Genomic DNA, 23,612 nt, shown 5'->3' on the forward strand with positions numbered 1-23,612 from the left:
GCGGATCTTCCCGTGGCGGGCGCGGCGCCGGAGTGGATGAGCGAGAAGGCCATCAGCATCGGGCACTACTTCGTGGCCTCGGGCGTGTACACGGTCTTCGGTGTGACCTTCCCGTCCGTCGAGGGGACCAAGTTCCACAAGCTGCTCTTCGAGGGCCTGGAGGAGCTGGGCTTCGGCAAGTGGGGCTTCGCCAAGGATCCCATCGAGATGGCACACATGATGATCGCCCATATCGACAAGAAGCGCGAGGCGCTGGGGATCATGGGACCGCGCGAACGCAAGCTCTTCGACATGGCCGACCGTCGCGCCCTGGACTAACGAAGCGGACAAAGCCCATGGGGGTAAAATGGCGAAGACCGGCCTGAAGGGCGGCTTCGTTGGAGGCCCCGGCTCACCGAGCCGGGGCCTTTTCTTTTGTGCGGTGTCAGCCCCCTGCCTTGGGGGTTCTTGACAAGGCGCTTCGTCCGGTTGGATAAGGAGAGATCGTCAAACCGAACGGAGGGAGATCATGCGCGTTCTCGTCACGGGGGGTGCCGGCTACATCGGAAGTCATACGTGCAAGGCCCTGCATCGAGCGGGTTTGGATCCGGTGGTTTTGGACAACCTTTCCACGGGCCATCGCTGGGCGGTCAAGTGGGGCACGTTGCTGCATGGGGACCTTCGGGATGCCCAGTGGGTCCGCCGGGTTTTGAAGGAGACCCGCGTCGATGGGGTGATTCATTTTGCCGCCAGCGCCAATGTGGGCGAATCCATGGCGGATGCGCGCAAGTACTTTGAAAACAACGTGGCAGGAACCCTGAACCTGCTGGGAGCCATGCTGGAAGCCGGGGTGCGCTCCATCGTCTTTTCCTCGTCTTGCGCGGTCTACGGGATCCCGGAACAGGTCCCCATCCCCGTGGAGCATCCCCGTCGTCCCATCAGCCCCTATGGGGAGACCAAGCTCATGGGGGAAAAGATGCTGCGCTGGTTCGGCGAGGTGCACGGCCTTTCCTGGGTCGCTCTTCGTTACTTCAATGCGGCGGGGGCCGATCCGGACGGCGAACTGGGAGAGTCGCACGATCCGGAAACCCACCTCATCCCGCTGGTGATGGAAGCCGCCTTGGGAAAAAGGGGCCCGGTGCGGATCTTCGGAACGGACTACCCCACCCCGGACGGCACGGCGATCCGCGACTACATCCATGTGGCCGATCTGGCCGAGGCGCACCTGAGGGCGCTCCGTCATCTTTGGGACGGCAAGGAGTCTGTGGCCCTCAATCTGGGGACCGGCCGGGGCCACAGCGTCCTGGACGTGATCCGGGCGGTGGAGGCGGTGGCAGGGCGCCCCGTCCCCCAGGTACCGGCGGACCGACGCGCCGGGGATCCCCCCGAGCTCGTGGCCGACGGCGCCGGCACCCGCGCGCTCCTCCAGTGGGAACTCCGGTGGGATCTCAACGGCATCGTGGAAACGGCCTGGCGCTGGCACAAAGACCGTGCCCCGCATCTCTGATCCGCACTCTTATACGCCCACGTGGTCCAATAGGACGGAGATGCACACAGGCTACGCACACAGATAAAAAAATCTGTGTCTGTCTGTGCCAATCTGTGTCCCATTAAATAGAATACGGATGCACAAGCCCCTTTCGTTCCTTTCCTCATCTTTGCGCCTTGGCGCCTTTGCGTGAGGACATAAAAGAACCGCCCCCGAAAGATTCCCCCAGCGAGAACCCATCCCGACCGGCCGGCGCCTTGGCGTGAAATGCCTTGACGCACAACCGGTTTTTGACTAACCATCTCGCGAAACAAAGATCAATATCCTATTGTCATCGTAGGATTTTTATGCACCTGGTGCCCAAGCACCTCAGCGGCAATCGGTCGGTTGTAACCGAGTTGGCGAAGCTGTGGGCTCAGCGCGCCGTTTAGTTGACGCCCCCGAAGCCCCTTTACTTTGACCATTTGAAAAGGTGGACGGAACGTAATGGCTTTTTTGTTGGTATGGAATAACAGGCTCTAAAGCAGATTGGGATGGCTAGTCTGCAGTGGAATAGAGCGGATCGGTCATCCCGCGAGAACTCCGCTAAGGAGCGGCTTGTTGGAGTGATAAAGGGTGGTCTCTTCAAAAAAGGTCAGGTAGTGCGCTGTGTGAAAAAGGGTGGCCCAACCGTCACCCCTGATCGTTTCGCGGGGCCGTCCTGTGCTACACTCATCCCCTGGCACCATGACCCCGGAAAGGCAGGCAGTATAGATGTCCCGCCGGCCCAACCCACGCGATGCGTCGAATCCCTTTTCTTGCCGCTTACTACGGCCTTTCACCTCCGCGGCGCGTTAGGGGCGTTCAAAGATATAATGGTGGTTCTCCATGGCTAAAACGGCAGAGTGCATGGAATCTCCGACTTCGAACGGCTTGTCGAGGAACCTGCCTCGCTGGGTACCGGCCTGGGTCGCCCGCAGGCTCGACGAGCACATGCGAGAGGTGATCGCCGGCGCCGCCGTCACCTTCACGGTGAAAGTGGTCGGTTCGGCGCTCATGTTCGCGTTCAACGTGGTGGTGGCCCGGCTCCTAGGCGCAGAACAGACGGGACTCTTCTTTCTGGCCCTCACCGTACTCCAGGTGTGTGCCGTGCTCGGCCTCTGGGGCCTGGACAATGCAACCTTGAAGTTCGTGGCGGCGAACGCGGAGCTCGGGGAATGGGGTAGGGTCTTGGGCGTGTACCGCAAGGCCGTAATTTTCACGGCCGGCCTTGCAGTCCCCTTGGGTTTTGCGGTGTTCGTGGCTGCGCCCGTCCTTGCCTGTTCCGTGTTCCAAAAACCTGAACTCACGGGTGCCCTCCGGGCCGCCGCCGTGGGCGTGCCGGCGGTGGCCTTGCTGTGGATCCACTCCGAGGCCCTCAAGGGCCTCAAGCGCATGCTGGCCTCCCAGTCCTTGCAAAGCCTGATTCTCCCGATCACAGCGCTTTTGACCGTTCCGGTTGCGGCCAGATGGTGGGGGGCGACCGGTGCGGTGGCCGTGTACGCGGTCGCCGCCTACGCGGCGGTGGTCGGGGGCTACGGATTCTGGCGGCGCCACACGGCGCACTCCCGGGCGGCCGCCGCCGCGTTTCCTGGGCGAAATCTTGTGGATACCGCCAAACCCTTGGGAGCGGTTGCGGCGACAAACCTTGTGATCCAATGGCTCCCCTTGCTGGTTCTGGGGGCTGTCGGCACCAAGGCCGACGTGGGTGTGTTCGGAGCGGCGCTCCGCACCGCGATGCTCACGAGCCTACTTCTGGTGGCCGTGAACAGCATGACAGCGCCAAAGTTCGCGGCGCTTTGGGCAAAGGGGGATCTGCCGGCGCTCGAACAGACGGCCGTGAAGTCGGCCGCGCTCGTGGCCCTGGCGGCCGCACCCATCCTGTCGGTCCTCGCCTTTTTCCCGAAGCATGTACTGGGCTTGTTCGGGCAGGGCTTCGCCTCGGGCTCCGTGGCGCTAACCATTCTGGCCGCCGGGCAGTTTGTGAACGCGGCCACCGGCTCAGTAGGCTGCCTGTTGATGATGACCGGAAACGGCAAGTGGCTCTGGGTTTCTGTAGTTCTGGGGGCGATGACGTGTGTAGGTTTGTCGAGCGTGATCCCCGTGTGGAATAGTGTAATCGCTGCTGCCATCGCCGTAGCTGTACCGCTCGCAATGCAGAATATAGCAGCCTCTGTTTTCTCGTTTTGGCGCATCAGGGTCGCACCGTGCAACTATAGGGCGTTGTTTTCGAAATAGTTCAGCCCGAATTGTCCATAACCCGCAAGGGCGTGGGGGGTAGATGATGGCGAGACCTTAGTGTTCCGGGGTTGTGGCCCGGTGTAATCCGGGGGTGAAGCCGGCCGTTTCTGCAAGCCCATGCAGACATCGGCCCTTTCCCCCGAACCGTGGGCCGCCCCCCCTGCGTTCAGGGTAGATCCTGTGAGAGGTATAGGCCCGTGACGGGAACGGTTGTGCCAGAAGACTGGCGACGTTGGCCAGGATGGAGCGCAGGAATTCCCGGTAGAGGCAAGGGGAAGGGCAGCGATAGAGAGCGGGTCGACGTGGCAAAGCCGCCTTTGGCGCGCACGAGGATGTGGGCGCGGCCGAAAGCGCAATACAGCGCCCAAGGGGTAGTCGGTGAGGCCGTCGAAGACGACAAGCGGATGGAACATATACTGTTTGTAGAACCCGTGGAACAGGGCCAGTTGCTGGCGGCCGAGGGCGGGGTTATCGGTGGAATCGATGTCGAGGACGATATGGCGGCGAGCGCCGGGGTGGGCGGCTATGTAGGATTCGAGGAGTACCCGGGGAAGGCGGACCAACTGCCGTCGAGAAATACGGTTTTCCAGGCGGGAGATTGTGGGCTGGGAGGCGAGATCGGGGTCGGAATCGGGGGTGTGGCCGGTGGCGATCTTGATAGCAGGGTCGGAACGCAGGGTGTTGTGGTCGTTCGCATTCTCGTAGCTGAGGGCGATGGCATAAATGCGCTGGCGAAGCAGCGTGAGTTGGGCGTGCCGAATCTTGCGCAGGTCTCTGGGGTCAGCGATGGCGGAGTTGAGGGCGCGAATGAGGCCAGTGCGCTCTTCGATCTCTCGCAGGAGGGGCGCACCGGCGTCGGAGGTGATCTTACCGCCGTCGAAGGTGGCGGTGAGGGATTTGCGGCCGAGAGTTGCGAAGGAGAGCTGGGTGTGACAGACTGTGCCCAACGGGCACTCCTCTTTTGGCATGTTTTTCTTTGGCGGAACAACATGTTAGAGGGTGCCCGTTCTCTTGTCTACCTCCCTTCGTGGATAATCCGGGCTAGTCCAATCGCCCTTCATGCAAGTCACGCTGTTTCGCCTCTCGAATCAACTTGACACATACCTGGTCTTACAATGAGAGCGACAGGAGGGGGTTGTGCACTGGCTCCGGGGTGAAGCTCTGAATGCGACTCCGCCGGGAAACGGGCCAGCAGGCTGCGGTTCTGTCAACCTGGCAGGATGAGTTCCTCGAAGGCGATATAGGCGCCCCGAAGCGTCGTACGAATGATCCCAAGGTGGCAGCACTGGAAAAGGAGCTGAAGCGGGCCAAGCGGATGGTCGGGGATCTCATGATGGACAAGGAACTGTTGGAGATGCGCATTGCCCGGACGAGGGCGAGTTCCCTTTTCTGCAGCGAAGGTCGAATCCGTGAGCTGAACCTGCTCGGTCCCCGCGAAGTGTGTTTATGACAAGGCCCGGGTATACTGGCAGTGGGGTGTGGACCGTTCGACACACTATGCCCGCCAAGCGGCCGATGAAGGGCCCGTTCAGACCCAACGCCGGGGGCGTAGACCGGTGCTGCCGGACGATGAGGTGATAGCTGGCATCCGCTCGGCGCTGGCCGAGTGAGATCCTGGGCCTTCGGGGAGGGGCGCCGCAAGGTATGGGCCCGTCTGCGGCACCGGGGTATTCCCGCTTCGAACGAGCGGATACATCGCCTGATGCGCCAGCACGGCTTGCAGGTCCCGCATCGGCCGGGTACTGCTTGGGCCCGCAGACGCACGATGTCACCCTCACCTCCAAGGCGGCGAACCGGATGTGGGGCACGAACGCCACCCAAGTGAGGACCCGGCGGGACGGCATGGCAATGGTGTTTCTGGCCATCGACCATTTTGCGGGAGATGTGGTCGGCATCCATGCGCCCCCGCCCGGTACCCGTTTTGAGGCACTGGAGGCGGTATATCAGGGTGTGTTGGAACACTTCGGTCCCTTGGCGAAGGAACCTTCCGAAGGCCTGTCCTTGCTGCATAACCATGGGTCAGAGTCACATGAGCTATCACTTTCAGGACGAGATAGCCTTTCTGGGTATCGAATCGATTCCAGGCTTCGTCAAGGCCCCAGAGAGCAACGGTGTGGCCGAGGCGTTTATCCGCACCCTGAAAGAGCAGCTGCTGTGGGTGCAAACCTTCGATACGGTCGAGGAGCTAGCGCGGGACCCTGCTGGGGTTTAAGAAGCGGTTCAACAAACACTGGATACTCAAGCGGCATCGTTATGCGACGTCGGAACAGGTGCGATCTGAACATGCACCAGTGGCGGCGACGGCATGAATTTTGTGCAAAACAGTGTACAGGATTTCGGGGGCTTTACGAATTGATCAGAGGTTCCAGAGGCAACTTATGACGAATCCAAACTTCTTCATCATTGGCGCGCCGAAATGCGGGACTACATCCTTGTCTGCTTGGCTGGCGGAGCATCCGAATATTTATATGTCTCCCATGAAAGAGCCACAATTTTTCAACAGCGACCTTCAGATTTCCATAGTCCCGAATCGCTACGCATATGAACGACTTTTTCGTGGTGTAAAGGCGAAGCATGCAGCTGTAGGGGAGGCTTCAGTGTGGTATCTTGCCTCCCAAGTTGCTGTGCCACGCATCGAGCAAGAACTGCCCGGTTCAAGATACATTGTGATGATTAGGAATCCGGTGGATGCGGCGTATTCTCTGCATGAGCAGCAGTTGGTTACGGGGAATGAACACATTAAAGACTTTGCGGCGGCTTGGAACCTGTCCGAAGAAAGAGAGGTAGGCAAGTTCGTCACTCGCCGTTGCCGTGAACCGAGGTTGCTAAATTATAAGAATGTTTGCCTATTTGGTAGACAACTTGCGCGATTAATGGATACTGTCTGTAAGCAGCGCGTCCTTGTTCTTCTGTTAGATGATGTAAAGGAGAATCCGCGCCGTGAGTACATGAAGGTCTTGGATTTTCTGGGTGTCGAGGACGATGGGCGTCAGGACTTTCCAGCAATGAACACAGCGAAAGAATTGCGGTGGCCGATACTGTACTATGCCGTGCGTGACCTGGGACATTTTTTGGGCATAAAGCGGTGGCTTGCCGTGCCAGAGTTATGGCGATTGGTAAACATAATAATCGGATATAACAACCGGTTTCGGCCCCGAGAGCTCATGTCAATTGATCTACGTGAAGAACTGACCGAATACTTTCGAGAAGATATTTATTTACTTCAGAAGTTACTGGAGCGGGATCTGTCTCCTTGGCTGGATGTAGCATAAGAAAGTTCGCAGAAGGGAGAGAAAATGTCTGATGAAAGTGTTTCTAAAAGTCAATAAGAGTAGTTAAAGAGTGTAATCCGATTGCTATTTTGGACAAAGTTGACGTTGCAGAGGTTCGTTTGTGTTTCCTCCCTTATAAATAGTCCGTTTGCAGCGTTTTAAGATCGTTGCATTCGGGTTGCTCGTTACGCTATTGGAGGTTCCGACGTGTATGTGTAAGGCCTACTTTGGGCGGTTTAGAACGTCATGAATATCATTCTCGACAATAGATTTTGTCGCAGTATCTTCTCTCGGAGACTTTGGTTAAGCGTGGTTTTGGGCGTTGCTCTCGGCACGGGCTACATGACTTCGCTCCGATTTTGGGGACCGCTAGGATTATCTGAGATTCTGTTTTGTGTTGTTATTTCTGTTATGCTGGTCCGGAATTTCCGTGTGCTGGTCCGTTTTGAGCGCTCTCTATCAGGGTATATTAAAGTATACCTGCTGTTTACCTTTCTGCTTGTTCTTCCTGTAGTGACTTCTATTGTGTATTTCTTGTCCGAGTACTCAGAAATGTCGTCTCCGGAGTACATTGCGTCGTGGATAGCAGGTGTCCTGCTGGCGTTTTTGCTGGCGGCCGAAATAAGGGAAAACAGCATCGATATGCGTTTGGTTTCTAGCGTGTTTTTTGTAGTGTTTGTGGCTGGTAATATTATCTCGATGGTCACTGGTTATGGGTATTATGGGGTAAGGTATAAAGGTTTTGCCAACAATCCGAACCAGTTGGTTTTTTATCTGCTATCTGTTTCCTTGTTGCTGGCTCTGTATTATAGAAAGTTGTTTTTCGCCGGCTTTCCAGTTCTTTTTTATATTGGGTTAATTTCTGGGAGTGATGACTATAAACTTTCAGTTGCCATAAGTATAGTTATTTATTTTTATCTGGTTGTGTTTTATTGGAAAAAGGCGTCTCTCGGTGTAAATGTATTGCTGTTTTCTTTTATGGCGTGTGTGTTTGGTTTGGGTTTTGGTCCACAATTTGCTGAAGTGCTCATGCGTATTTGGCATCAGGCAGATGAAGGTGGGGCCAGAATCGGTTTAATGGTAAATGCACTCCAAGCGAGTGCGTATTCGCCCTTGTTTGGATGGGGTGCTGGCTCCTTTTCTGGGCTCACAGGACCATTTGAAGGGTGGGAAGGACACAACAACCTATTGGATCTTTCTATGCAGTTTGGTTTCTTGGTTCCTGTTGTGATTTACGGAGTTTTTGCTGCGGGGATGGTTCGAGCATTGGGTAGACGAGAATATTTGGTGTTTTCAGTTATGGCAGGGTTTGTCGTGGCAGGTTTGTTTCATTTTTCAGCAAGGCATTTCGTGTTCTGGGTGGAGTTTGGTGTGTTTCTTTACTACGTTTTCTATTCTCGTTCCGAGTCGTCTGTCCGTCTTCATAGGAGCAGCGTAGAGAAGGCTCCATGTGTGGGCTGAGCGGTATATGGGGCGGGGGCTATGCAGACTCAAACATCGTCGGTCGCATGGTCAACTGCCTTGTTAATCGGGGGCCAGATGACGTCGGTGTGTGGACGGATGCGGATGCCGGCCTGGCATTGGCGCACCGCCGCCTCTCCATCCTCGACCTCTCGCCAGCCGGGCACCAACCCATGGTCTCACCCTGCGGGCGTTATGTATTGGTCTATAACGGCGAGATCTACAACCACGCGGATCTGCGTGCTGATCTGGAATGCGAGGGGGGCTCTTTTGCCTGGCGGGGTCATTCGGATACCGAGACGTTGCTCGCCGCGCTGCGTCATTGGGGCGTGCAGAGAGCGCTGGAACGCCTCAATGGCATGTTCGCTTTTGCCCTGTGGGATGCCCGTGAGCGGACTCTGTATCTGGCCCGGGATCGCATGGGCGAAAAGCCGCTCTACTACGGTCGTAATGGCGATACTTTCCTGTTCGGCTCTGAGCTGAAAGCGCTTGTTGTTCATCCTGCCTGGCAGGGGGAGGTGAACCGGGACGCGCTGGCCCTGTTTCTGCGCCACAATTACGTACCCGCACCATGGAGCATCTACCGGGGCATCTTCAAGCTGCCACCCGCTCACTTTGTTGTGATCAGTGAGGGTGGCAAGCGGGTTGGGGCGCCGCAGTGCTATTGGAACTTGGCTGAGGTGGCGAAGCGGGGTGTGGCTGCCGCTGATGGCGACCCGCAGGCGTTGGCCGACGAGCTCGACGGCCTGTTGCGCGACGCTGTGCGACGGCGCATGGTGGCGGACGTGCCGCTGGGCGCTTTTCTGTCGGGAGGATACGATTCCACGACCGTGGTCGCGCTGATGCAGGTGCAGAGCAGCCGCCCTGTCAAGACCTTTTGCATTGGCTTTTACGAGGAGGCCTTCAACGAGGCCCGGCATGCGAAAGCGGTGGCGGAGCATCTGGGTACCGACCATACCGAGCTCTACGTCACGCCTGAAGAGGCGATGGCTGTCATACCGCGGCTGCCTGAAATCTATGATGAGCCCTTCTCGGACTCTTCCCAGATACCCACCTTTCTCGTTAGCCAGCTAGCGCGCCGTCATGTGACGGTCAGCCTCTCGGGCGACGGCGGCGACGAACTTTTCTGCGGGTATAACCGCTATGTCCTGGGTTATCAGGTCTGGAGCAAGTTGCGATTGTTGCCCCGGCCTCTGCGGGAAATGCTGGCGGCGGTGCTCAACCGAGCGCCTGGGCATGCGCTGGATGTGCTTCAGGGAAAGCTGCCACAGCGGTTCCGGGTCTCCAACTTGGCCGATCGGCTGCCCAAGCTGGCCGAAGTGCTGGCACACCGGGATGGGCAATCATTCTACCGCAGCCTGGTGTCCCATGCCAAGAATCCGGATCAGCTGGTTCTTGGCGCCAACGAACCCGATACCATCCTCAACCGCCCCGATGGCCTGCCGAGCCTCCCCGGCCTGCGCGAGCAGATGATGTATCTGGACATGCTCACCTACCTGCCCGACGATATTCTGACGAAGGTGGACCGGGCGAGCATGGCTGTGAGTCTGGAGGCGCGGGTGCCGCTGCTGGACCATCGTGTGGTCGAGTTCGTCTGGCGGGTGCCCACCGAGTACAAGTACCGCAACGGGCAGGGCAAATGGCTGCTCCGGCAGGTGCTCTACCGCTATGTACCCAAGGAGCTGATGGAACGGCCGAAGATGGGATTCGGCGTACCCATTGAGCACTGGCTGAGGGGTCCGCTGCGGGATTGGGCCGAGGCGCTGCTGGACGAAAAACGCCTGCGTGAGGAGGGCTATTTCAAAGCGGCGCCCATCCGGCGTATGTGGGAAGAGCATGTTTCCGGCAAACGGCGCTGGCACTATTACCTGTGGGATATGCTGATGTTTCAGTCCTGGCTGGAGGTACAGCAGAAGAGCCGGGGAATGGCTGACCGCAGAGAAAAGAGTCTTGTGAGCATGGTGGCTGGCTAATGTACCGTCGTCTTCTGTTCGTCGTCAATGATGCGGGGTTCTTTCTCTCGCACCGGCTCAACATCGCGCGAGCCGCTCTTGAGGACGGCTGGGAGGTGCACGTGGCGACGGCGGACGGACCGGCTGTGACGCGGGTCCAGGCGGAAGGCTTCTGGCATCATACGGTGGCTCTTTCTCGTAGTGGCGCCAATCCGATGGCCGAGCTCCGGACCCTTTGGGCTCTATTCCGGCTGTTTCGTCGCCTTAGACCTACTCTGGTTCACGCGGTGACCATCAAGCCGGTGGTCTACAGTGGGCTGCTTGCCCCGTGGGCCGGAGTGCCAGCGCTGGTCCAGGCAATCTCGGGGCTCGGTCATGTGTTCATTGCCGAGGGGCGTCTTGCAGCCTTACGGCGTAAGATGATAGCCGCAGCGTATCGGCTGGCCTTTCGGCATCCTAACTCGCGTGTGATCTTTCAAAACCCGGATGATCTTGCTGCTTTGGGGCAGGCAATCAGGGACGGGCAGGCGGTGCTGATTCCCGGGGCCGGCGTCGATCCGGAAAAGTTTGCTCCGAGGCCGGAGCCGCCGGGGGAGCCGCTGGTAGTTCTCGCGAGCCGTATGCTCTGGGCCAAGGGGGTGGGCGAGTTTGTCGAGGCCGCACGCAGACTGCAGGAGAGGGGCGTTTCGGCACGTTTTGCGCTGGTGGGTGATTCGGACCCGGGCAATCCGGCCGCCGTACCCGATGACCGGCTGCGTGCCTGGGCCGCCAGCGGTGTGGTCGAGTGGTGGGGGCGGCGCGAGGACATGCCTAGCGTGTTTGCTAAGGCGCACGTCGTGTGTCTCCCTTCATATCGCGAGGGCTTGCCCAAGGTACTGCTGGAGGCTGCTTCCTGCGGCCGGGCTATTATAGCAACGGATGTACCCGGCTGCCGTGAGATCGTCCGTGACGGGCACAACGGCCTTCTGGTGCCGCCGCGCGATCCGGAGGCGCTGGCCGGTGCAATTGAAAGGGCTCTGAAAGATCGGGATCTTCGCGAGCGCATGGGGGCTCGCGGCCGGGAGATGGTCCTATCCGGCTTCACTTCGGCGCAGGTGGTGGAGAAAACACTGGCTGTCTACTGCGAGCTTTTGAACCGGGCCGGGGTGACGGCGGAGCCGGGGTTCGAGCCAACGGCCGATGAGTGAACGAACGGTACTTGTTACAGGCGCGACCGGTTTTGTGGGGAGGGCGCTGGTTTCGGTGTTGTCTTCGCGCGGCCATGTCGTGCGGTCAGCGGTGCGGCGGTGCGGCTCCGGTGCGCCGAACGAGGTGGCGGTTGGCGATTTGCAGGCTCCGAACCGTGATTCACTTAAGGATGCGCTCGCGGGGAGCGATGCGGTGGTGCATTTGGCGGCCCGAGTGCACGTGATGTCCGATTCAGAGGACGATCCGCTGGCCGTCTATCGGGCCGTGAACGTCGTGGCGACCGAATCTGTTGCGAGGATGGCCGCCGAAGTGGGTGTCGAGCGCTTCGTTTTCTTGAGTTCCATCAAGGTTAACGGCGAGGGCACGCCCGGGGGAACCGCCTTCACTGAGCGAGACAAGCCGGCGCCGCAGGATGCCTATGCCGTTTCGAAGCACGAAGCCGAGCGAGCACTCCACCAGGTGGCGCAAGAGACGGGATTGCAAGTAGTTATTGTCCGTCCCCCGTTGGTGTATGGGCCAGGAGTTCGCGCAAATTTCTTGCGCTTGATGAACATGGTTGCGCGCTGCCTGCCATTGCCGCTTGGCGCAGTGGACAATCGTCGCAGCCTCGTGGGGCTGACCAACCTTGTGGATTTTCTGGTCACCTGTTTGGATCATCCGATGGCGGTGGGGGAGACCTTCCTGGTTTCCGATGGGGAGGATCTCTCGACCCCCGAACTCATCGGACGTATCGCCGGGGCGATGGGCCGGCCCGCCCGGCTCTTCCCCTTTCCACCTGGCTGGCTCCAAGCCGGGGGCCGCCTGCTTGGGCTTGAGGCGACGGTGGAGCGGCTGTGCGGTTCGCTGCAGGTGGATATCGGCAAGGCACGAGGCGTACTTGGCTGGCAGCCGGTGTCGAGCGTCGATGAGGAGCTCGCTCGCACAGCGGATTGGTACATTCAGTCGCGCTCCGACAGGAGGGGAAGGTGAGCCAGATATCCCTTGCAATCCTGGATGTGGTATCGATCCTGGCAGGCTTGGTCGTCTCGTTTGGGCTGACTGGACGGTTCACCGATCCACGCTCTCGACTGCATCTCATCGATCAGCCCAATCACCGTTCGCTGCATGAGCAGCCCACACCGCGCTCGGGAGGAATCGCTATCCTTGCGGGCCTGGTGGTCGCTTCCGCAGTGGGGGCGACGGCGTGGCAGTTGCCCATTGAATTTGCGTGGGTGGCAGCGGGGGGGCTGGGCCTTGCTGCCGTGTCTTTTCTGGATGATCTTCGCGGCGTACGGCCCCTATATAGACTGCTCGTGCACTTTGCAGCCGCGGCCTTGTTGCCGATCGCGGGGTATGGTGTGCAGCGGATGGTACTGCCCGGCATCGAACTGTCACTGCCGGCAGGGCTGGGGGTGACGCTATCCCTCCTGTTTACCGTGTGGATGGTGAACCTCTACAACTTCATGGACGGCATGGACGGGTTTGCGGGCGGCATGGCTGTGTTTGGGTTCGGCGCCTACGGCATACTGGGATACCTGGCAGGGGAGCCGGCCTTCGGTTGGGCTGCGTTGGCGGTAGTCGCCGCTGCAATGGGGTTTCTGGTCTTCAACTTTCCGCCAGCGCGCATTTTCATGGGGGATGTGGGCTCGGCTGTGCTGGGCTATCTGGCGGCGGTCTTTGCCCTATGGGCTGATCGGCAGGGAATTGCCCCGCTTTGGGTCTCCGTACTGGTGTTCTCCCCGTTTGTCGTTGATGCGACGGTGACCCTTTTCCGGCGCGCCCTGCGCGGTGAGCCACTCTGGGAGGCGCACCGCAGCCACTATTACCAGCGGCTGGTTAGAAGCGGCTGGGGGCACCGGCGCACGGTGATTTGGGAATATGGAGTGATGGCGATGTGCGCGGCTGCGGGCGTCGTCGCCGTTCGCATGTCGGTTCCCGGCCAGTGGACGGTACTGGGGGGCGCAACTACCGTTTTGATCGCGGCCATGGTCTGGGTCGATCGTCGGGCCCCGTTTTCCTGAACGGGATGAGGTTGCTTCAGCTGTGATCAAGCATAAGAGAGGCGTCCGGCAGTGGCTGCCTTGCCGTTTTCGGCCAACACTTGGAGAGTACCAGGCTGTGCGCAGAGAAAAATATAGGACACAGATGAACGCGGACTTCGTACGCAGATAAGTAAAAATTAGATCTGTGTTTATCTGCGTGAATCTGTGTCCCATTAAAAATAGGACGCAGATAAACGCAGGCTGCGCACGCAGATAAAAACATATATCAGTGTTTATCTGTGTGGGTCTGTGTTCCATTGATTTGAGAGGATGTGTGATAGGCGAGCAATACAAACACAAAGCCATCACCGACCAAATTCTGAAGGCGTTCTACACAGTGTACAACATACTGGGCTATGGTTTCTTGGAAAAGGTCTACCAGAACGCCATGGCCCTGGAGCTGCGGAAAATCGGTCTGGATGTGGTGCCTCAGGCGCCCATTCAGGTGTTCTATGGGGGGCATGTGGTGGGGGAATACTTTGCCGACTTGCTTGTGGACAATGCTGTGATCGTCGAGCTCAAGTCGGTGCGCACGCTGTCAGCCGAACACGAGGCGCAGTTGTTGAATTACCTGAAGGCAACCCGCTATGAAGTGGGGCTGTTGCTCAATTTTGGACCGAAACCGCAGGTGAAGCGCAAGGCGTATGACAACGAGCGCAAAGGCGATTTATCGTGGGTGGGTGTGGAATAGGACGCAGATGAACGCGGGCTGCGCACACAGATATAAAAATAAATCTGTGTTTATCTGCGTGTATCTGTGTCCCATTGGTAAGAAGCAGATGCACACGGACTTCGGACGCAGATAAAATAAGAATGGGACGCAGATGAACGCAGGCTTCGCACGCAGATTAAAAAAATAGATCTGCGTTTATCTGCGTTTATCTGTGTCCCATTAACTCAGACTTCGTGCGCAGATAATAATGAGCCTCTGCCCCCTTGATGAGTAGACAAAGATGATCAGCTTCATTGCCCGGCAGTGGAAAAATCCCAACTTTTATATCATGCTGGTAAGCGACGGGCTCTTTTTCGTCCTGGCCCTGGTCGGGGCCTATCTGCTTCGCTTCGAGTTCCAACTGAGCCCATCCAACCTGGAGCAGATCAAGCAACTTCTTGGGCCCTTTGTGTGCGTGAAGCTCGGTACCTTCCTGGCGTTCGGGTTGTACCGGGGGATGTGGCGCTATACGAGCTTGCAAGACATGTGGCGCCTCGCTCAAGCCTGCGCCTTGGCGAGCATGGTTTTGGTCTCCTGGCTCGCTTTCGCATACCGTTTAGCAGGTTTTTCCCGGGCTGTGTTGCTCCTCGACCCGATGCTCACCTTCATGTTCACCGCCTGCTCTCGGGTCATGATCCGGTATGTGCGCGGGCTCTCCCCGGGCGACAGCCGCTTGGTGGTCAATTTCCCTGGGCTGAAGCCACGCCGCCGCATGAAAGCTCAAAAAAATGTTGTCATCATCGGTGCCGGCCAGAGCGGGGAAAAAATTCTTCGGGAAATCTACGATAATCCCCACCTCCATTACAATGTCGTCGGCTTTCTGGACGACGATCCGGAAAAGATCGGCCGAAGCCTTCATGGTGTCGGCGTGCTCGGGCGCCCGGATGAGCTCCCTTTGATTGCCGAGCGCAAGGAGATTCACGAGGTTTTCATCGCCATACCGTCGGCGAGCGGGAAGCAAATGCGGCGCCTTGTGGGGATCTGCGACACCTGTGGCATCGCCTACAAGACCCTACCCGGTATCGGCGAAATCATGGACGGCAAGGTCAGCATCAAGGCGCTTCGTGATGTGGCCTACGAGGATCTCCTGGGGCGTCCCCCGGTGTCGTTGGACACAAAAGAAATCGCTCGGTACCTCGCGGGCCGAACGGTGCTCGTTACCGGCTGTGGAGGATCCATCGGATCCGAGTTGTGCCGCCAGATCATCCGATTCGATCCCCGAAAGCTCATCCTCATGGATGCCGGCGAAGCGAACCTCTACCAGATCCAGATGGAGCTGGAGCATGAAAAGGGCTTTCACCGCTACTGCGCAATCCTGGGGGATGTGCGTAACCGAGCGTTGGTGGAATCCGTGTTTTCCGAGCACCGCCCGGAGGTGGTCTTTCACGCTGCGGCCTATAAGCATGTTCCCATGATCGAGAAAAACCCGTGGGAGGCGATCTTCAACAATGTGCTGGGCAGTAAGGTGATCATGGAGATCTCGGCCAAGTACGGTGTCCAGCACTTCGTGCTCGTTTCCACGGACAAGGCCGTACGGCCCACCAACGTGATGGGGGCCAGTAAGCGGGTCACCGAACTGATCATGCTCTCCTTGCAAGGCCATTCCACTCGGTTCATGGGGGTTCGGTTCGGAAACGTGGTGGGATCTTCCGGTTCGGTCATTCCCCTCTTCCGCCGCCAGATCGAATGTGGCGGTCCCGTCACCGTCACCCACCCGGAAGTGACCCGCTACTTCATGACCATCCCCGAGGCTGCCCAGCTCATCTTGCAGGCCGGGTCCATGGGAGAAGGCGGCGAGATCTTTATCCTGGAAATGGGAAGCCCGGTGAAGATCGCCGACATGGCGCGAGATCTCATCCGATTGTCCGGAAAAGAACCCGGCGAGGATATTGAAATCGTCTTCACCGGACTGAGGGAAGGGGAAAAGCTCTACGAAGAGCTCATCACGGTGGGTGAAGGGATCGTGGCCACGCACCATGAAAAGATCATGGTGCTGAGTTCCAACGGCAAAATCAACGGCCATGGCAACCCGGATGATTTGCGCCGCTGGCTGGATGGGCACTTGAAGGAACTGTTCGAGGCCGCGGAGCGATTCGATACCCAGGGGATCAGGCGGAAGCTCAAAGAGATCGTGCCCGAGTACCAACCGGAAAATGGGGGACAGGGCCCTGGGGGGAGGCACGCAGACAGAAAGAAAGAATAGGACACAGATGAATACGGGCTTCGCACACAGATAAAATCAGTGCTGATCTGTGTGTATCTGTGTCCCGTTAAGGAGGGAGAATGGTGACGGAAGAAAAATTGCAAATTCCACACTCAGAGCAACCCTATCCTTACTATGCAGAAGATGAGATCGATCTTTCTGAGCTTCTTGCAGTGCTCTGGCGAAGAAAGATGACGATAATGCTGACCACCATCGGCATCGCGGGATTGGCACTGATTTTTTGCCTTATTTCCACAAAACAATACCTTGTAACGGCACAGATAACCCCCGGCGTCAGTAATTATAACAACGAAGGGGACCCCATACGACTAATGACGACAAATGATCTAGAAGGATGGTTTGATAAAGAGGCATATCTGACTGTGTTAAAAGGAATTTTGAATGAAGAGGAACTAAGAAGGGTAAAAATTGGTGCGAGTGCGCCCAGGGGTTCAAATGTAGTGAGTCTGGAACTTTATTGGCCAGAAAAGAAAAAGGGAGAAGAAATATTGGACGTGGTTCTCGACTCCATGTCAAATATAAATAATTCCACATTGGTATTGGGAAAAAGCCTTCAGGTACCGATGAGCATCATTGAGGAAGGGATCTCAAGGCGTGAAAATAGTCTGAAGCAGTTGGAAATTGAGAAAGAGAAACTTGAAAGGGAGATTCAATTAAAAACATATGATCTGCAGGTTGCCAAAGAAAGCATCAAAGCAGTGGAGGAAAAGTTCGTCCGTACAAGTCAACTTATAAACGACCTATCAAAAGAGTTGCGGGATATAAAGAAGAATACTGGTGCGCTTATATCGCTTAGAAATGAGCTTGCGAAAAGGTCTGGTGCAGATAAACTTTCGCTTCTGATGTACACTAATATCATTCAGCAAAATATCTCTTATAATACACAAATCAGGCAACAGATCACAAATCTAAACACACGTATTGTTGATCTTGAGTTGTCAAAAAATGTCAAACAAAATAAATTAAAAAAAATTGAAGATAATATTAAGACACTCCAAGTTAAAAAAGACCAGGAATTGCCCTTGAAAAAGGCAAGGTTAAAAACAGAAATAGCGACCTTGACGGCAAAAAAAGCAGCCCTTTCTCCCATTGAAGTGGTACAGGCACCATTCAGTTCACTCAGGCCCGTGAAACCCAAGACAGTCATGATCGTGACGCTTGGGGTGGTGGTGGGGGCGTTCATGGGTATATTCATGGCCTTTATTTTGGAGTTTATAAGCAGTAACAGGGAAAAGATTACAGGTACCCAAGGAAGGCAGTAAAGGGCATGCCCCTTAACGGTGGGGGGGCAGATGCTGGCTTTCTCGCCATTTGGAACGCATCCATCTCCCCAATTGCCCCTCCCCTGTTTCATGTTCGGCATCCATGGGCCTCTGGAAGAGGGGCTGCACGGCAGGGTGGGATACATGGGAGCCGGGTCCCATGCTGTGCACTGCTAGGAGAGATCCTTCACCGTAAGGATCGTTAGCCCCCGCACATAAAAAATGCCCATGGAGTCGGGGGCCTTACGGAGGGTGGAAGCGCAAAAAAGCCGCATCCCTTAAAGGGGTGCGGCTTTTTTGATCGAATGGTGCCGAAGCGGGGACTCGAACCCCGACAGGCCTATTGCCCACTAGATCCTGAATCTAGCGCGTCTACCAATTCCGCCACTTCGGCATTATAGTAGGTGCGAAAAGCATTGCCTTCAAGGCGTGCCTAAATTATGGTAAAAGGCCTTGAGTGTCAAGCCCAATTTCGTGCGGAATCGGAGGTTCCAAAGCAGGAAATGAAAGTCTACAGGGACATCGCATCCATTGAAAAACCGTTCCGGAATCCGGTGATCACCATCGGCAATTTCGACGGCGTGCATCGCGGCCACCGGGCCCTCTTCCAACGAGTGATTGGTTGGGCCAGGAAGCTGAAAGGCGAGTCGGTGGTCATGACCTTTGATCCGCACCCGCTCCAAGTGCTGCGTCCTGGAAACGGCCCCAATTTTATCACGCCCTACGCCCGCAAGCTGGAGCTGATGGAGCAGGAAGGGATCGACGTGGCCATAGTGGTGCCCTTCAGCCAGGATTTCGCACGCATTTCGGCCCATGACTTCGTGAAGGATCTGTTGGTGGACCGGATCGGAATCCGCGGCATCGTGGTGGGCTACGACTACCGGTTCGGCCGGGGCCGGGAAGGCAACATCAAGATGCTCCGAGACCTGGGGATTCGCTACGGTTTCCAGGTGGAGATGGTTTCCGGCATCGAACTGGACGGCACGGTGGTGAGTTCCACGGCCATCCGGCACCTCATCCGAGACGGGCGCATCCAGGAAGCGGAAACGCTTCTGGGGCGTCCCTACGAGATCACCGGACAGGTGGTCAAAGGAAGAGAGCGGGGCCGGCTTTTGGGGTTCCCCACGGCCAACATCCGTGTGGAAACCCAGGTTCCTCCCAAGGCGGGCGTCTACGCGGTGGAAGTGGAACTGGACGGAGAAATCTACTGGGGAGCGGCCAACTTCGGTACCAATCCCACTTTCGGAGATCCCGAACCGTCCCTGGAGGTCCACCTGCTGGATTTCCAAGGGGATCTTTACGGCAAGGAATTGACGGTGCGCTTCGTGGCCAAACTCCGGGATGAGCAGCGTTTCGACGGCCCCGAAGCCCTGGTGGACCAAATCCACAAAGACGTGGCCGAAACACGCCGAATCCTGGCTTCCCGAAAGCCCCTGGCCGCCGCCGCGTGTTAGGGGGTGGAGGCAAGATTTTTGATCTTTGCGCCTTTGCGTGCGAAAAGCATACACGCGAAGGCGCTGAGCAACAGATGAGGGCCCAAGGGGGGCGAAGGGCTTTTGTTGGTAAAGCACGGTGGTATGATGGCGTTGCGTGCGGGAAGCAATCTCACGCCAAGGCGCCAAGCCGCAATGAAGAAAAGGAAAATTTTTTAGCGTCTTTGCGTCTTTGCGTGAGGATATATTCTTTTAGGCCTGGGACGATTAGATTCACGCCGAGGGGAAAGGAAAAAATCTCACGCCAAGCCGCCAAGGAATTTGACCCTTTGCGTGAGACATGGAATACACGCGGAGGCGTCAAGAAAGCTTGCGTCCTGGTTGAGGCGGGCGGGTGTTCACTCGCCCGCAAGCACACACGCTTGGGGGACGTCAGAGAACCCCTTTGGGCGGAAGAAGCTTTTCAAGAAGCGATTTCAAAAATTCCAAGTCCTGCCCCTGTTTTTCCTGGATGGCTTCCAACCGAGTCAGTCGCCGGTTCATCTGCCACTGCATCCGCAGGACAAATCCCAGGATCACGAGCGAGATGGTGATGAAGAGGCCGAACATCCACTGGAGTGTGTCGAAGCGTGCCTGAACGGCTTCGAACCGGGCGTTCATCTCCGAGCGCAGATCATCGATGCGCTTGTTGAGCTTGGCGTCCAGATCATCGATGCGCTTGTTGAGCTTGGCGTCCAGATCGTCAATACGCCCGTTCGATTTGGCATCCAATTCTTTGATCCGCCCAGTTAATTTGGCGTCCAGGTCGTCGATGCGTTTATTGAGCCTGGTATCCAGATCGTCGATGCGTTTTTCCAGGGACCGTTGGCCTTCTTCCAGTTTGGCCAGGCGCTCCACGATCTCACGGTCGCTGATCCGAGGCGCCGTCTCCACGGCCCTCGCCGGGGTCGCCAGCAGGGTGCAACAGAAAAAGATGAGGAGGACCAGGTGCTTCATGGCAAGCTCCTGTGCCCTGTTCCATGCAAGGGGTTCGCTCCAAGGGCCTGACAGAGCGGGCCGGCCTCCAATTCCCCACTATCCTCCTGAACCCTTTCCTCAGGGGCAACCGCTTCCTGGGGAAGGATAAACCGTTCCACTTTTCGCTCCAAGACCTCCACGAGCGGCTCCAGGGTGGATCGGTCGATGGCCGAAATGGCCACGGCGTCGTAACGGCGCAGGGCGCGCGCCAAAACGGGGGCGGGTGTCCGATCCATCTTGTTGAAGACCAGCACCGAGGGCTTCCGGTCCAGATTCAGCCGCTTCAGCACCTTTTCCACCGATTCCATGTGCTCTTCATAATGGGGATTGCTCACATCCACCACGTGCAGGAGGATGTCCGCGTCGTGCAGTTCCTCCAAGGTGGCGGAAAAGGCGTCCAGCAGGTCCTGGGGCAGATCCCGGATGAAGCCCACGGTGTCGGTGACGATCACTTCCATGTCCCTGGGAAAGCGCAGCCGCCGGCTGGTGGGATCGAGCGTGGCGAAGAGGCGGTCTTCGGCACCGACTCGGCTGTGGGTGAGGGTATTGAGCAGGGTGGATTTTCCCGCGTTGGTGTAGCCCACGATGGACAGGATGGGCACCTGGTTTCGCAATCGCTTGGAGCGTCTCTGGGAGCGGTTCTTTTTTACCTGATCCAATTGCCTTTCCAGGTGAGCGATCCGGTCCTTGATGCGGCGCCGGTTGATCTCCAGCTTGGTCTCACCGGGGCCGCGCATGCCGATGCCGCCCCGGAGCCGCGAGAGGGCATCGTCTTTCACACCCAGACGGGGCAGCAGGTATTTAAGCTGGGCGATCTCCACCTGGAGCTTGCCTTCCCGGCTTTGGGCCCGCTGGGCGAAGATGTCCAGGATGAGCTGGGTTCGATCGATGACCCGCAGCTCCGTGATGTCCGTAATGGCACGGACCTGGGACGGGTTGAGATCCTGGTCGAAGATGAGAAGATCCACGCCGCACTGAAGCGCCCGCACGATGATCTCGCCCAGCTTCCCCTTGCCGATCAGGTACCTGGGATTGGATTGCCGTTGGCGCTGGATCAGGGTGTCGGCCACGGTGATGCCGGCGCTTTGGGCCAGTTCCACCAGTTCCTGCATGGACGCCGCGGCCTCGTCCCGATCCAGGTCCGTCACGCTCACCAGGATGGCCCGGTCCTTGGCCGAGGCCGCCGGCAGGGCCCGGCGGCTCCTTTCCAGTTCTTCTTCCAGAGATTGGATGAATCGGGAAAAATGCAGCTGCGGTTCCGCGCAGGGCATCACGGGCAGGATTTCCCACGCCGGGCGATCCCCTGTGTTTCCGGGAAAGATGTGGGCCACTTCCAGGTCCCGGGCGCCTCCGTGGGCGTCCATGCGAACCGCGGCCACGCAGTCCAGGCGCAGAAAGACCAGGTCCATGAGGTCGTCCTGGCTGAGGGGTTCCCCCTTCAGGTGGGTGTGGACGAAGCGAAGACCCCGCAGGCGCCAGCGGCCCCCGCGGCTTTTGGGCAGATCGGGGATGTAGATGGATCGAGGATCACCCACCAGCACCATCTCCACCGATCCGTCCCGAGCCAACATGAGGCCCACCTGACGGCCGCTTTCCTGGGACAGGCGCGCCAGGTCCCGGGCCAGGTCGGGAGAGACGATGTCTTCGGGGGCGCAACGGCGCCTGGTGAGGTTTTCCAGGCGCTTGCGCACCTGTTTTTTTAACCCTGTGGTCTGGCCGTAAACCCTGCGAATGGTCTCTTCCCTCCGTTCATGACCTTGGACGCATGCTCAGTGTCGCACACTCTCCGGAAAAAGGGGCCGGCGCCCCTCGGCACCGTCAAGATAACACGACCGGGAAAAAGAGGCGAGGAGCTCTTTGGTCCCATGATCTTCTGGATGGAAGCGGAACGCAACGTGCCAAAGGAAAGGCGGGGATTCAGGGGGGCCGGGATCAGAAGCAGGGTGTGGGGACGCCCCCGGCCTTGGGAGTCCCCATCACGCGTTGCTCGTCGCGGGAAGCGGGGCTCCGCTCACATCTTTCGCCGGTCGATGAGGCGCACCGCCTTGCCTTCGTTTTTCGGCAGACTGTGGGGCTCCACCAGGGTGACTCCCGGCGTGACCAGCAGTTCGCTCTTGAGTTCCTTGGTGATCCGGTTGCGGATGCGCTGCAGGTGCCGCATGTCTTCCACGAAGATCCGGTCGGTCACCTCCACTTCCACCGTCATGGTGTCCACGTTGTCCTGGCGGTCCAGCACGATGCGGTAATTGTTGCCCACCTCGGGAATGCCCATGAGGACCTGTTCCACCTGGATCGGGAAGATGTTGACGCCCTTCAGGATGAACATGTCGTCGGACCGGCCCTGGATGCGGTCCAAGCGCCGATGGGGGCGGCCGCAGGGGCAGTCTCCCGGCAGGATCCGGGTGAGGTCCTTGGTGCGGTAGCGCAGCAAGGGCATGCCGTGGCGGGTGAGGGTGGTGAGGACCAGTTCGCCCATTTGGCCCTCGGCAACGGGTTCCAGGGTGTCGGGGTTGACGACCTCCACCAGATAGGCGTCTTCCCAGATGTGCATTCCGTTCTGGGCCTGGCACTCAAAGGCCACGCCGGGCCCGTTCATCTCCGAAAGGCCATAGCTGTTGAAGACCTTCACCCCGTAAAAGGCCTCCACACGGGAGCGAACCTCTTCCGAATAGGGTTCGGCCCCCAGGTAGGCGATGCGCAGGGACAGGTCCCGCTTGGGGTCCACGCCCAGTTCCTGCATCACGTCCATGAGCCTCAAGGCGTAGCTGGGAATGATGTGGAGGACCGTGGTCTGGAAGTCTTTCATGAGCTGGATCTGGCGCTTGGAATTGCCGGCGCCCGAAGGAATCGTCAGCATGCCCAGCCGTTCGGCTCCGTAGTGAAAGCCCAGGCCTCCCGTGAAGAGCCCGTAGCCCGTGAGGTTCTGAAAGGTGTCCCCGGGGCGCGCTCCGGTCATGTAAAGGCAGCGGGCCATGAGATCCGCCCAGGTCTCCAGGTCGTGGCGCGTGTAGAAGACCGCCGTGGCCTGGCCCGTGGTCCCCGATGAGACATGCAGACGTACCAGCTGGTCCCGGTCGACGCACAAAAATCCGTAGGGATAGGCGTCTCGGAGGTCCTGCTTGGTGGTGAACGGAAGATGTGACACATCCTGCAGGCTGCGGATGTCTTCCGGGCGAAGTCCCTTGAGCCGTTCCCGATAGAAGGGGGAGCGGCCGGCCCGGCGCACGGTCTCCCTCAGCCGATCCACCTGCAAAGCCTCCAGCCGCTCTCGCGAAAGGGCTTCGTGTGCTGCGTCCCAGTAGGTGTCTTCCACTTTCCCGTTCCTCGATGGGTTCTTGGGTGT

Annotated in this window: 19 protein-coding genes, 1 tRNA gene and 1 pseudogene; 16 read left to right on the top strand and 5 right to left on the bottom strand. The window is 58.1% G+C overall.

What is annotated here, in order from left to right; translation table 11 throughout:
* The 3 genes and pseudogenes from B9A12_RS13155 to B9A12_RS13165 all read left to right on the top strand — a co-directional run.
* Positions 1 to 318, top strand: a pseudogene (locus B9A12_RS13155) (anaerobic carbon-monoxide dehydrogenase catalytic subunit); the annotation flags it as partial.
* Between the two features lie 190 nt (positions 319 to 508).
* On the top strand, positions 509 to 1,486 hold the full coding sequence (galE, locus tag B9A12_RS13160; protein ID WP_084058572.1) for a UDP-glucose 4-epimerase GalE: 978 nt from the start codon (positions 509 to 511) through the stop codon (positions 1,484 to 1,486).
* An 849-nt stretch (positions 1,487 to 2,335) separates the two neighbouring features.
* A complete protein-coding gene (locus B9A12_RS13165; RefSeq protein WP_084058573.1) occupies positions 2,336 to 3,724 on the top strand; it encodes a lipopolysaccharide biosynthesis protein in 1,389 nt (462 codons plus the stop codon).
* On the opposite strand, the gene B9A12_RS17970 is transcribed toward B9A12_RS13165, so the two are convergent.
* Complete coding sequence (locus tag B9A12_RS17970; RefSeq protein WP_084058574.1) at positions 3,700 to 4,695, bottom strand: transposase; 996 nt, start codon at positions 4,693 to 4,695, stop codon at positions 3,700 to 3,702. The two genes, B9A12_RS13165 and B9A12_RS17970, sit on opposite strands and share 25 nt — an antisense overlap.
* Before the next feature lie 308 nt (positions 4,696 to 5,003).
* Between B9A12_RS17970 and B9A12_RS17045 the strand changes: the two genes are divergently transcribed.
* From B9A12_RS17045 to B9A12_RS13230, 12 genes are all read left to right on the top strand, one after another.
* Complete coding sequence (locus B9A12_RS17045) at positions 5,004 to 5,177, top strand: hypothetical protein (protein WP_170920604.1); 174 nt, start codon at positions 5,004 to 5,006, stop codon at positions 5,175 to 5,177.
* 156 nt (positions 5,178 to 5,333) lie between these two features.
* Positions 5,334 to 5,552 (top strand): IS3 family transposase, encoded by a 219-nt coding sequence (locus tag B9A12_RS17890; RefSeq protein ID WP_084058576.1) that lies wholly within the window; start codon positions 5,334 to 5,336, stop codon positions 5,550 to 5,552.
* Between the two features lie 204 nt (positions 5,553 to 5,756).
* Positions 5,757 to 5,939, top strand: coding sequence for a hypothetical protein (locus B9A12_RS13185; RefSeq protein ID WP_139796631.1), 183 nt, complete (start codon positions 5,757 to 5,759; stop codon positions 5,937 to 5,939).
* Between the two features lie 166 nt (positions 5,940 to 6,105).
* Complete coding sequence (locus B9A12_RS13190; RefSeq protein WP_084058578.1) at positions 6,106 to 6,999, top strand: sulfotransferase domain-containing protein; 894 nt, start codon at positions 6,106 to 6,108, stop codon at positions 6,997 to 6,999.
* 246 nt (positions 7,000 to 7,245) lie between these two features.
* On the top strand, positions 7,246 to 8,460 hold the full coding sequence (locus B9A12_RS13195; protein ID WP_139796632.1) for a hypothetical protein: 1,215 nt from the start codon (positions 7,246 to 7,248) through the stop codon (positions 8,458 to 8,460).
* Positions 8,448 to 10,433 carry an asparagine synthase (glutamine-hydrolyzing) gene (gene asnB, locus B9A12_RS13200; RefSeq protein WP_084058580.1) on the top strand — a complete coding sequence of 662 codons (1,986 nt, stop codon included), beginning with the start codon at positions 8,448 to 8,450 and terminating at the stop codon, positions 10,431 to 10,433. Before B9A12_RS13195 ends, asnB begins: the two co-directional genes overlap by 13 nt.
* Positions 10,433 to 11,599 carry a glycosyltransferase family 4 protein gene (locus B9A12_RS13205; RefSeq protein ID WP_084058581.1) on the top strand — a complete coding sequence of 389 codons (1,167 nt, stop codon included), beginning with the start codon at positions 10,433 to 10,435 and terminating at the stop codon, positions 11,597 to 11,599. The genes asnB and B9A12_RS13205 overlap by 1 nt, the downstream gene beginning before the upstream one ends.
* Entirely contained in the window at positions 11,592 to 12,569 is a 978-nt protein-coding gene (locus tag B9A12_RS13210) for a UDP-glucose 4-epimerase family protein (RefSeq protein WP_084058582.1), read from the top strand. Before B9A12_RS13205 ends, B9A12_RS13210 begins: the two co-directional genes overlap by 8 nt.
* Positions 12,566 to 13,600 (top strand): MraY family glycosyltransferase, encoded by a 1,035-nt coding sequence (locus tag B9A12_RS13215; RefSeq protein WP_170920605.1) that lies wholly within the window; start codon positions 12,566 to 12,568, stop codon positions 13,598 to 13,600. The genes B9A12_RS13210 and B9A12_RS13215 overlap by 4 nt, the downstream gene beginning before the upstream one ends.
* Before the next feature lie 298 nt (positions 13,601 to 13,898).
* On the top strand, positions 13,899 to 14,312 hold the full coding sequence (locus tag B9A12_RS13220; RefSeq protein ID WP_084058642.1) for a GxxExxY protein: 414 nt from the start codon (positions 13,899 to 13,901) through the stop codon (positions 14,310 to 14,312).
* Between the two features lie 262 nt (positions 14,313 to 14,574).
* Positions 14,575 to 16,536 (top strand): polysaccharide biosynthesis protein, encoded by a 1,962-nt coding sequence (locus tag B9A12_RS13225; RefSeq protein WP_084058584.1) that lies wholly within the window; start codon positions 14,575 to 14,577, stop codon positions 16,534 to 16,536.
* Between the two features lie 80 nt (positions 16,537 to 16,616).
* Entirely contained in the window at positions 16,617 to 17,819 is a 1,203-nt protein-coding gene (locus tag B9A12_RS13230; protein ID WP_084058585.1) for a Wzz/FepE/Etk N-terminal domain-containing protein, read from the top strand.
* 306 nt (positions 17,820 to 18,125) lie between these two features.
* On the opposite strand, the gene B9A12_RS13235 is transcribed toward B9A12_RS13230, so the two are convergent.
* Positions 18,126 to 18,213 (bottom strand) — tRNA-Leu (locus B9A12_RS13235).
* A 109-nt stretch (positions 18,214 to 18,322) separates the two neighbouring features.
* Between B9A12_RS13235 and B9A12_RS13240 the strand changes: the two genes are divergently transcribed.
* Positions 18,323 to 19,273, top strand: a complete 951-nt coding sequence (locus B9A12_RS13240; protein WP_084058643.1) for a bifunctional riboflavin kinase/FAD synthetase — start codon at positions 18,323 to 18,325, stop codon at positions 19,271 to 19,273.
* Between the two features lie 411 nt (positions 19,274 to 19,684).
* Here B9A12_RS13240 and B9A12_RS13245 read toward each other — a convergent pair whose 3' ends face one another.
* The 3 genes from B9A12_RS13245 to B9A12_RS13255 all read right to left on the bottom strand — a co-directional run bounded on the left by B9A12_RS13245 (position 19,685) and on the right by B9A12_RS13255 (position 23,582).
* Positions 19,685 to 20,248, bottom strand: a complete 564-nt coding sequence (locus tag B9A12_RS13245; protein WP_084058586.1) for a coiled-coil domain-containing protein — start codon at positions 20,246 to 20,248, stop codon at positions 19,685 to 19,687.
* Positions 20,245 to 21,960, bottom strand: coding sequence for a GTPase HflX (gene hflX / locus B9A12_RS13250; protein WP_245802450.1), 1,716 nt, complete (start codon positions 21,958 to 21,960; stop codon positions 20,245 to 20,247). The genes B9A12_RS13245 and hflX overlap by 4 nt, the downstream gene beginning before the upstream one ends.
* Before the next feature lie 320 nt (positions 21,961 to 22,280).
* On the bottom strand, positions 22,281 to 23,582 hold the full coding sequence (locus B9A12_RS13255) for a phenylacetate--CoA ligase family protein (RefSeq protein ID WP_084058588.1): 1,302 nt from the start codon (positions 23,580 to 23,582) through the stop codon (positions 22,281 to 22,283).
* Between the last annotated feature and the right edge of the window lie 30 nt (positions 23,583 to 23,612).

Source organism: Desulfacinum hydrothermale DSM 13146 (genome assembly GCF_900176285.1).
Classification (GTDB): Bacteria; Desulfobacterota; Syntrophobacteria; order Syntrophobacterales; family DSM-9756; genus Desulfacinum; species Desulfacinum hydrothermale.

Bases quoted from the DNA above. Each gene is read 5' to 3' on its own strand.
- B9A12_RS13185 (WP_139796631.1), top strand. From the start codon at position 5,757: ATGAGCTATCACTTTCAGGACGAGATAGCCTTTCTGGGTATCGAATCG.
- B9A12_RS13225 (WP_084058584.1), top strand. From the start codon at position 14,575: ATGATCAGCTTCATTGCCCGGCAGTGGAAAAATCCCAACTTTTATATC.
- B9A12_RS17970 (WP_084058574.1), bottom strand. From the start codon at position 4,695: ATGCCAAAAGAGGAGTGCCCGTTGGGCACAGTCTGTCACACCCAGCTC.
- asnB (WP_084058580.1), top strand. From the start codon at position 8,448: ATGTGTGGGCTGAGCGGTATATGGGGCGGGGGCTATGCAGACTCAAAC.
- B9A12_RS13240 (WP_084058643.1), top strand. From the start codon at position 18,323: ATGAAAGTCTACAGGGACATCGCATCCATTGAAAAACCGTTCCGGAAT.
- B9A12_RS13245 (WP_084058586.1), bottom strand. From the start codon at position 20,248: ATGAAGCACCTGGTCCTCCTCATCTTTTTCTGTTGCACCCTGCTGGCG.
- B9A12_RS13195 (WP_139796632.1), top strand. From the start codon at position 7,246: ATGAATATCATTCTCGACAATAGATTTTGTCGCAGTATCTTCTCTCGG.
- B9A12_RS13165 (WP_084058573.1), top strand. From the start codon at position 2,336: ATGGCTAAAACGGCAGAGTGCATGGAATCTCCGACTTCGAACGGCTTG.
- B9A12_RS13190 (WP_084058578.1), top strand. From the start codon at position 6,106: ATGACGAATCCAAACTTCTTCATCATTGGCGCGCCGAAATGCGGGACT.
- B9A12_RS13230 (WP_084058585.1), top strand. From the start codon at position 16,617: ATGGTGACGGAAGAAAAATTGCAAATTCCACACTCAGAGCAACCCTAT.
- B9A12_RS13210 (WP_084058582.1), top strand. From the start codon at position 11,592: ATGAGTGAACGAACGGTACTTGTTACAGGCGCGACCGGTTTTGTGGGG.
- galE (WP_084058572.1), top strand. From the start codon at position 509: ATGCGCGTTCTCGTCACGGGGGGTGCCGGCTACATCGGAAGTCATACG.
- B9A12_RS13205 (WP_084058581.1), top strand. From the start codon at position 10,433: ATGTACCGTCGTCTTCTGTTCGTCGTCAATGATGCGGGGTTCTTTCTC.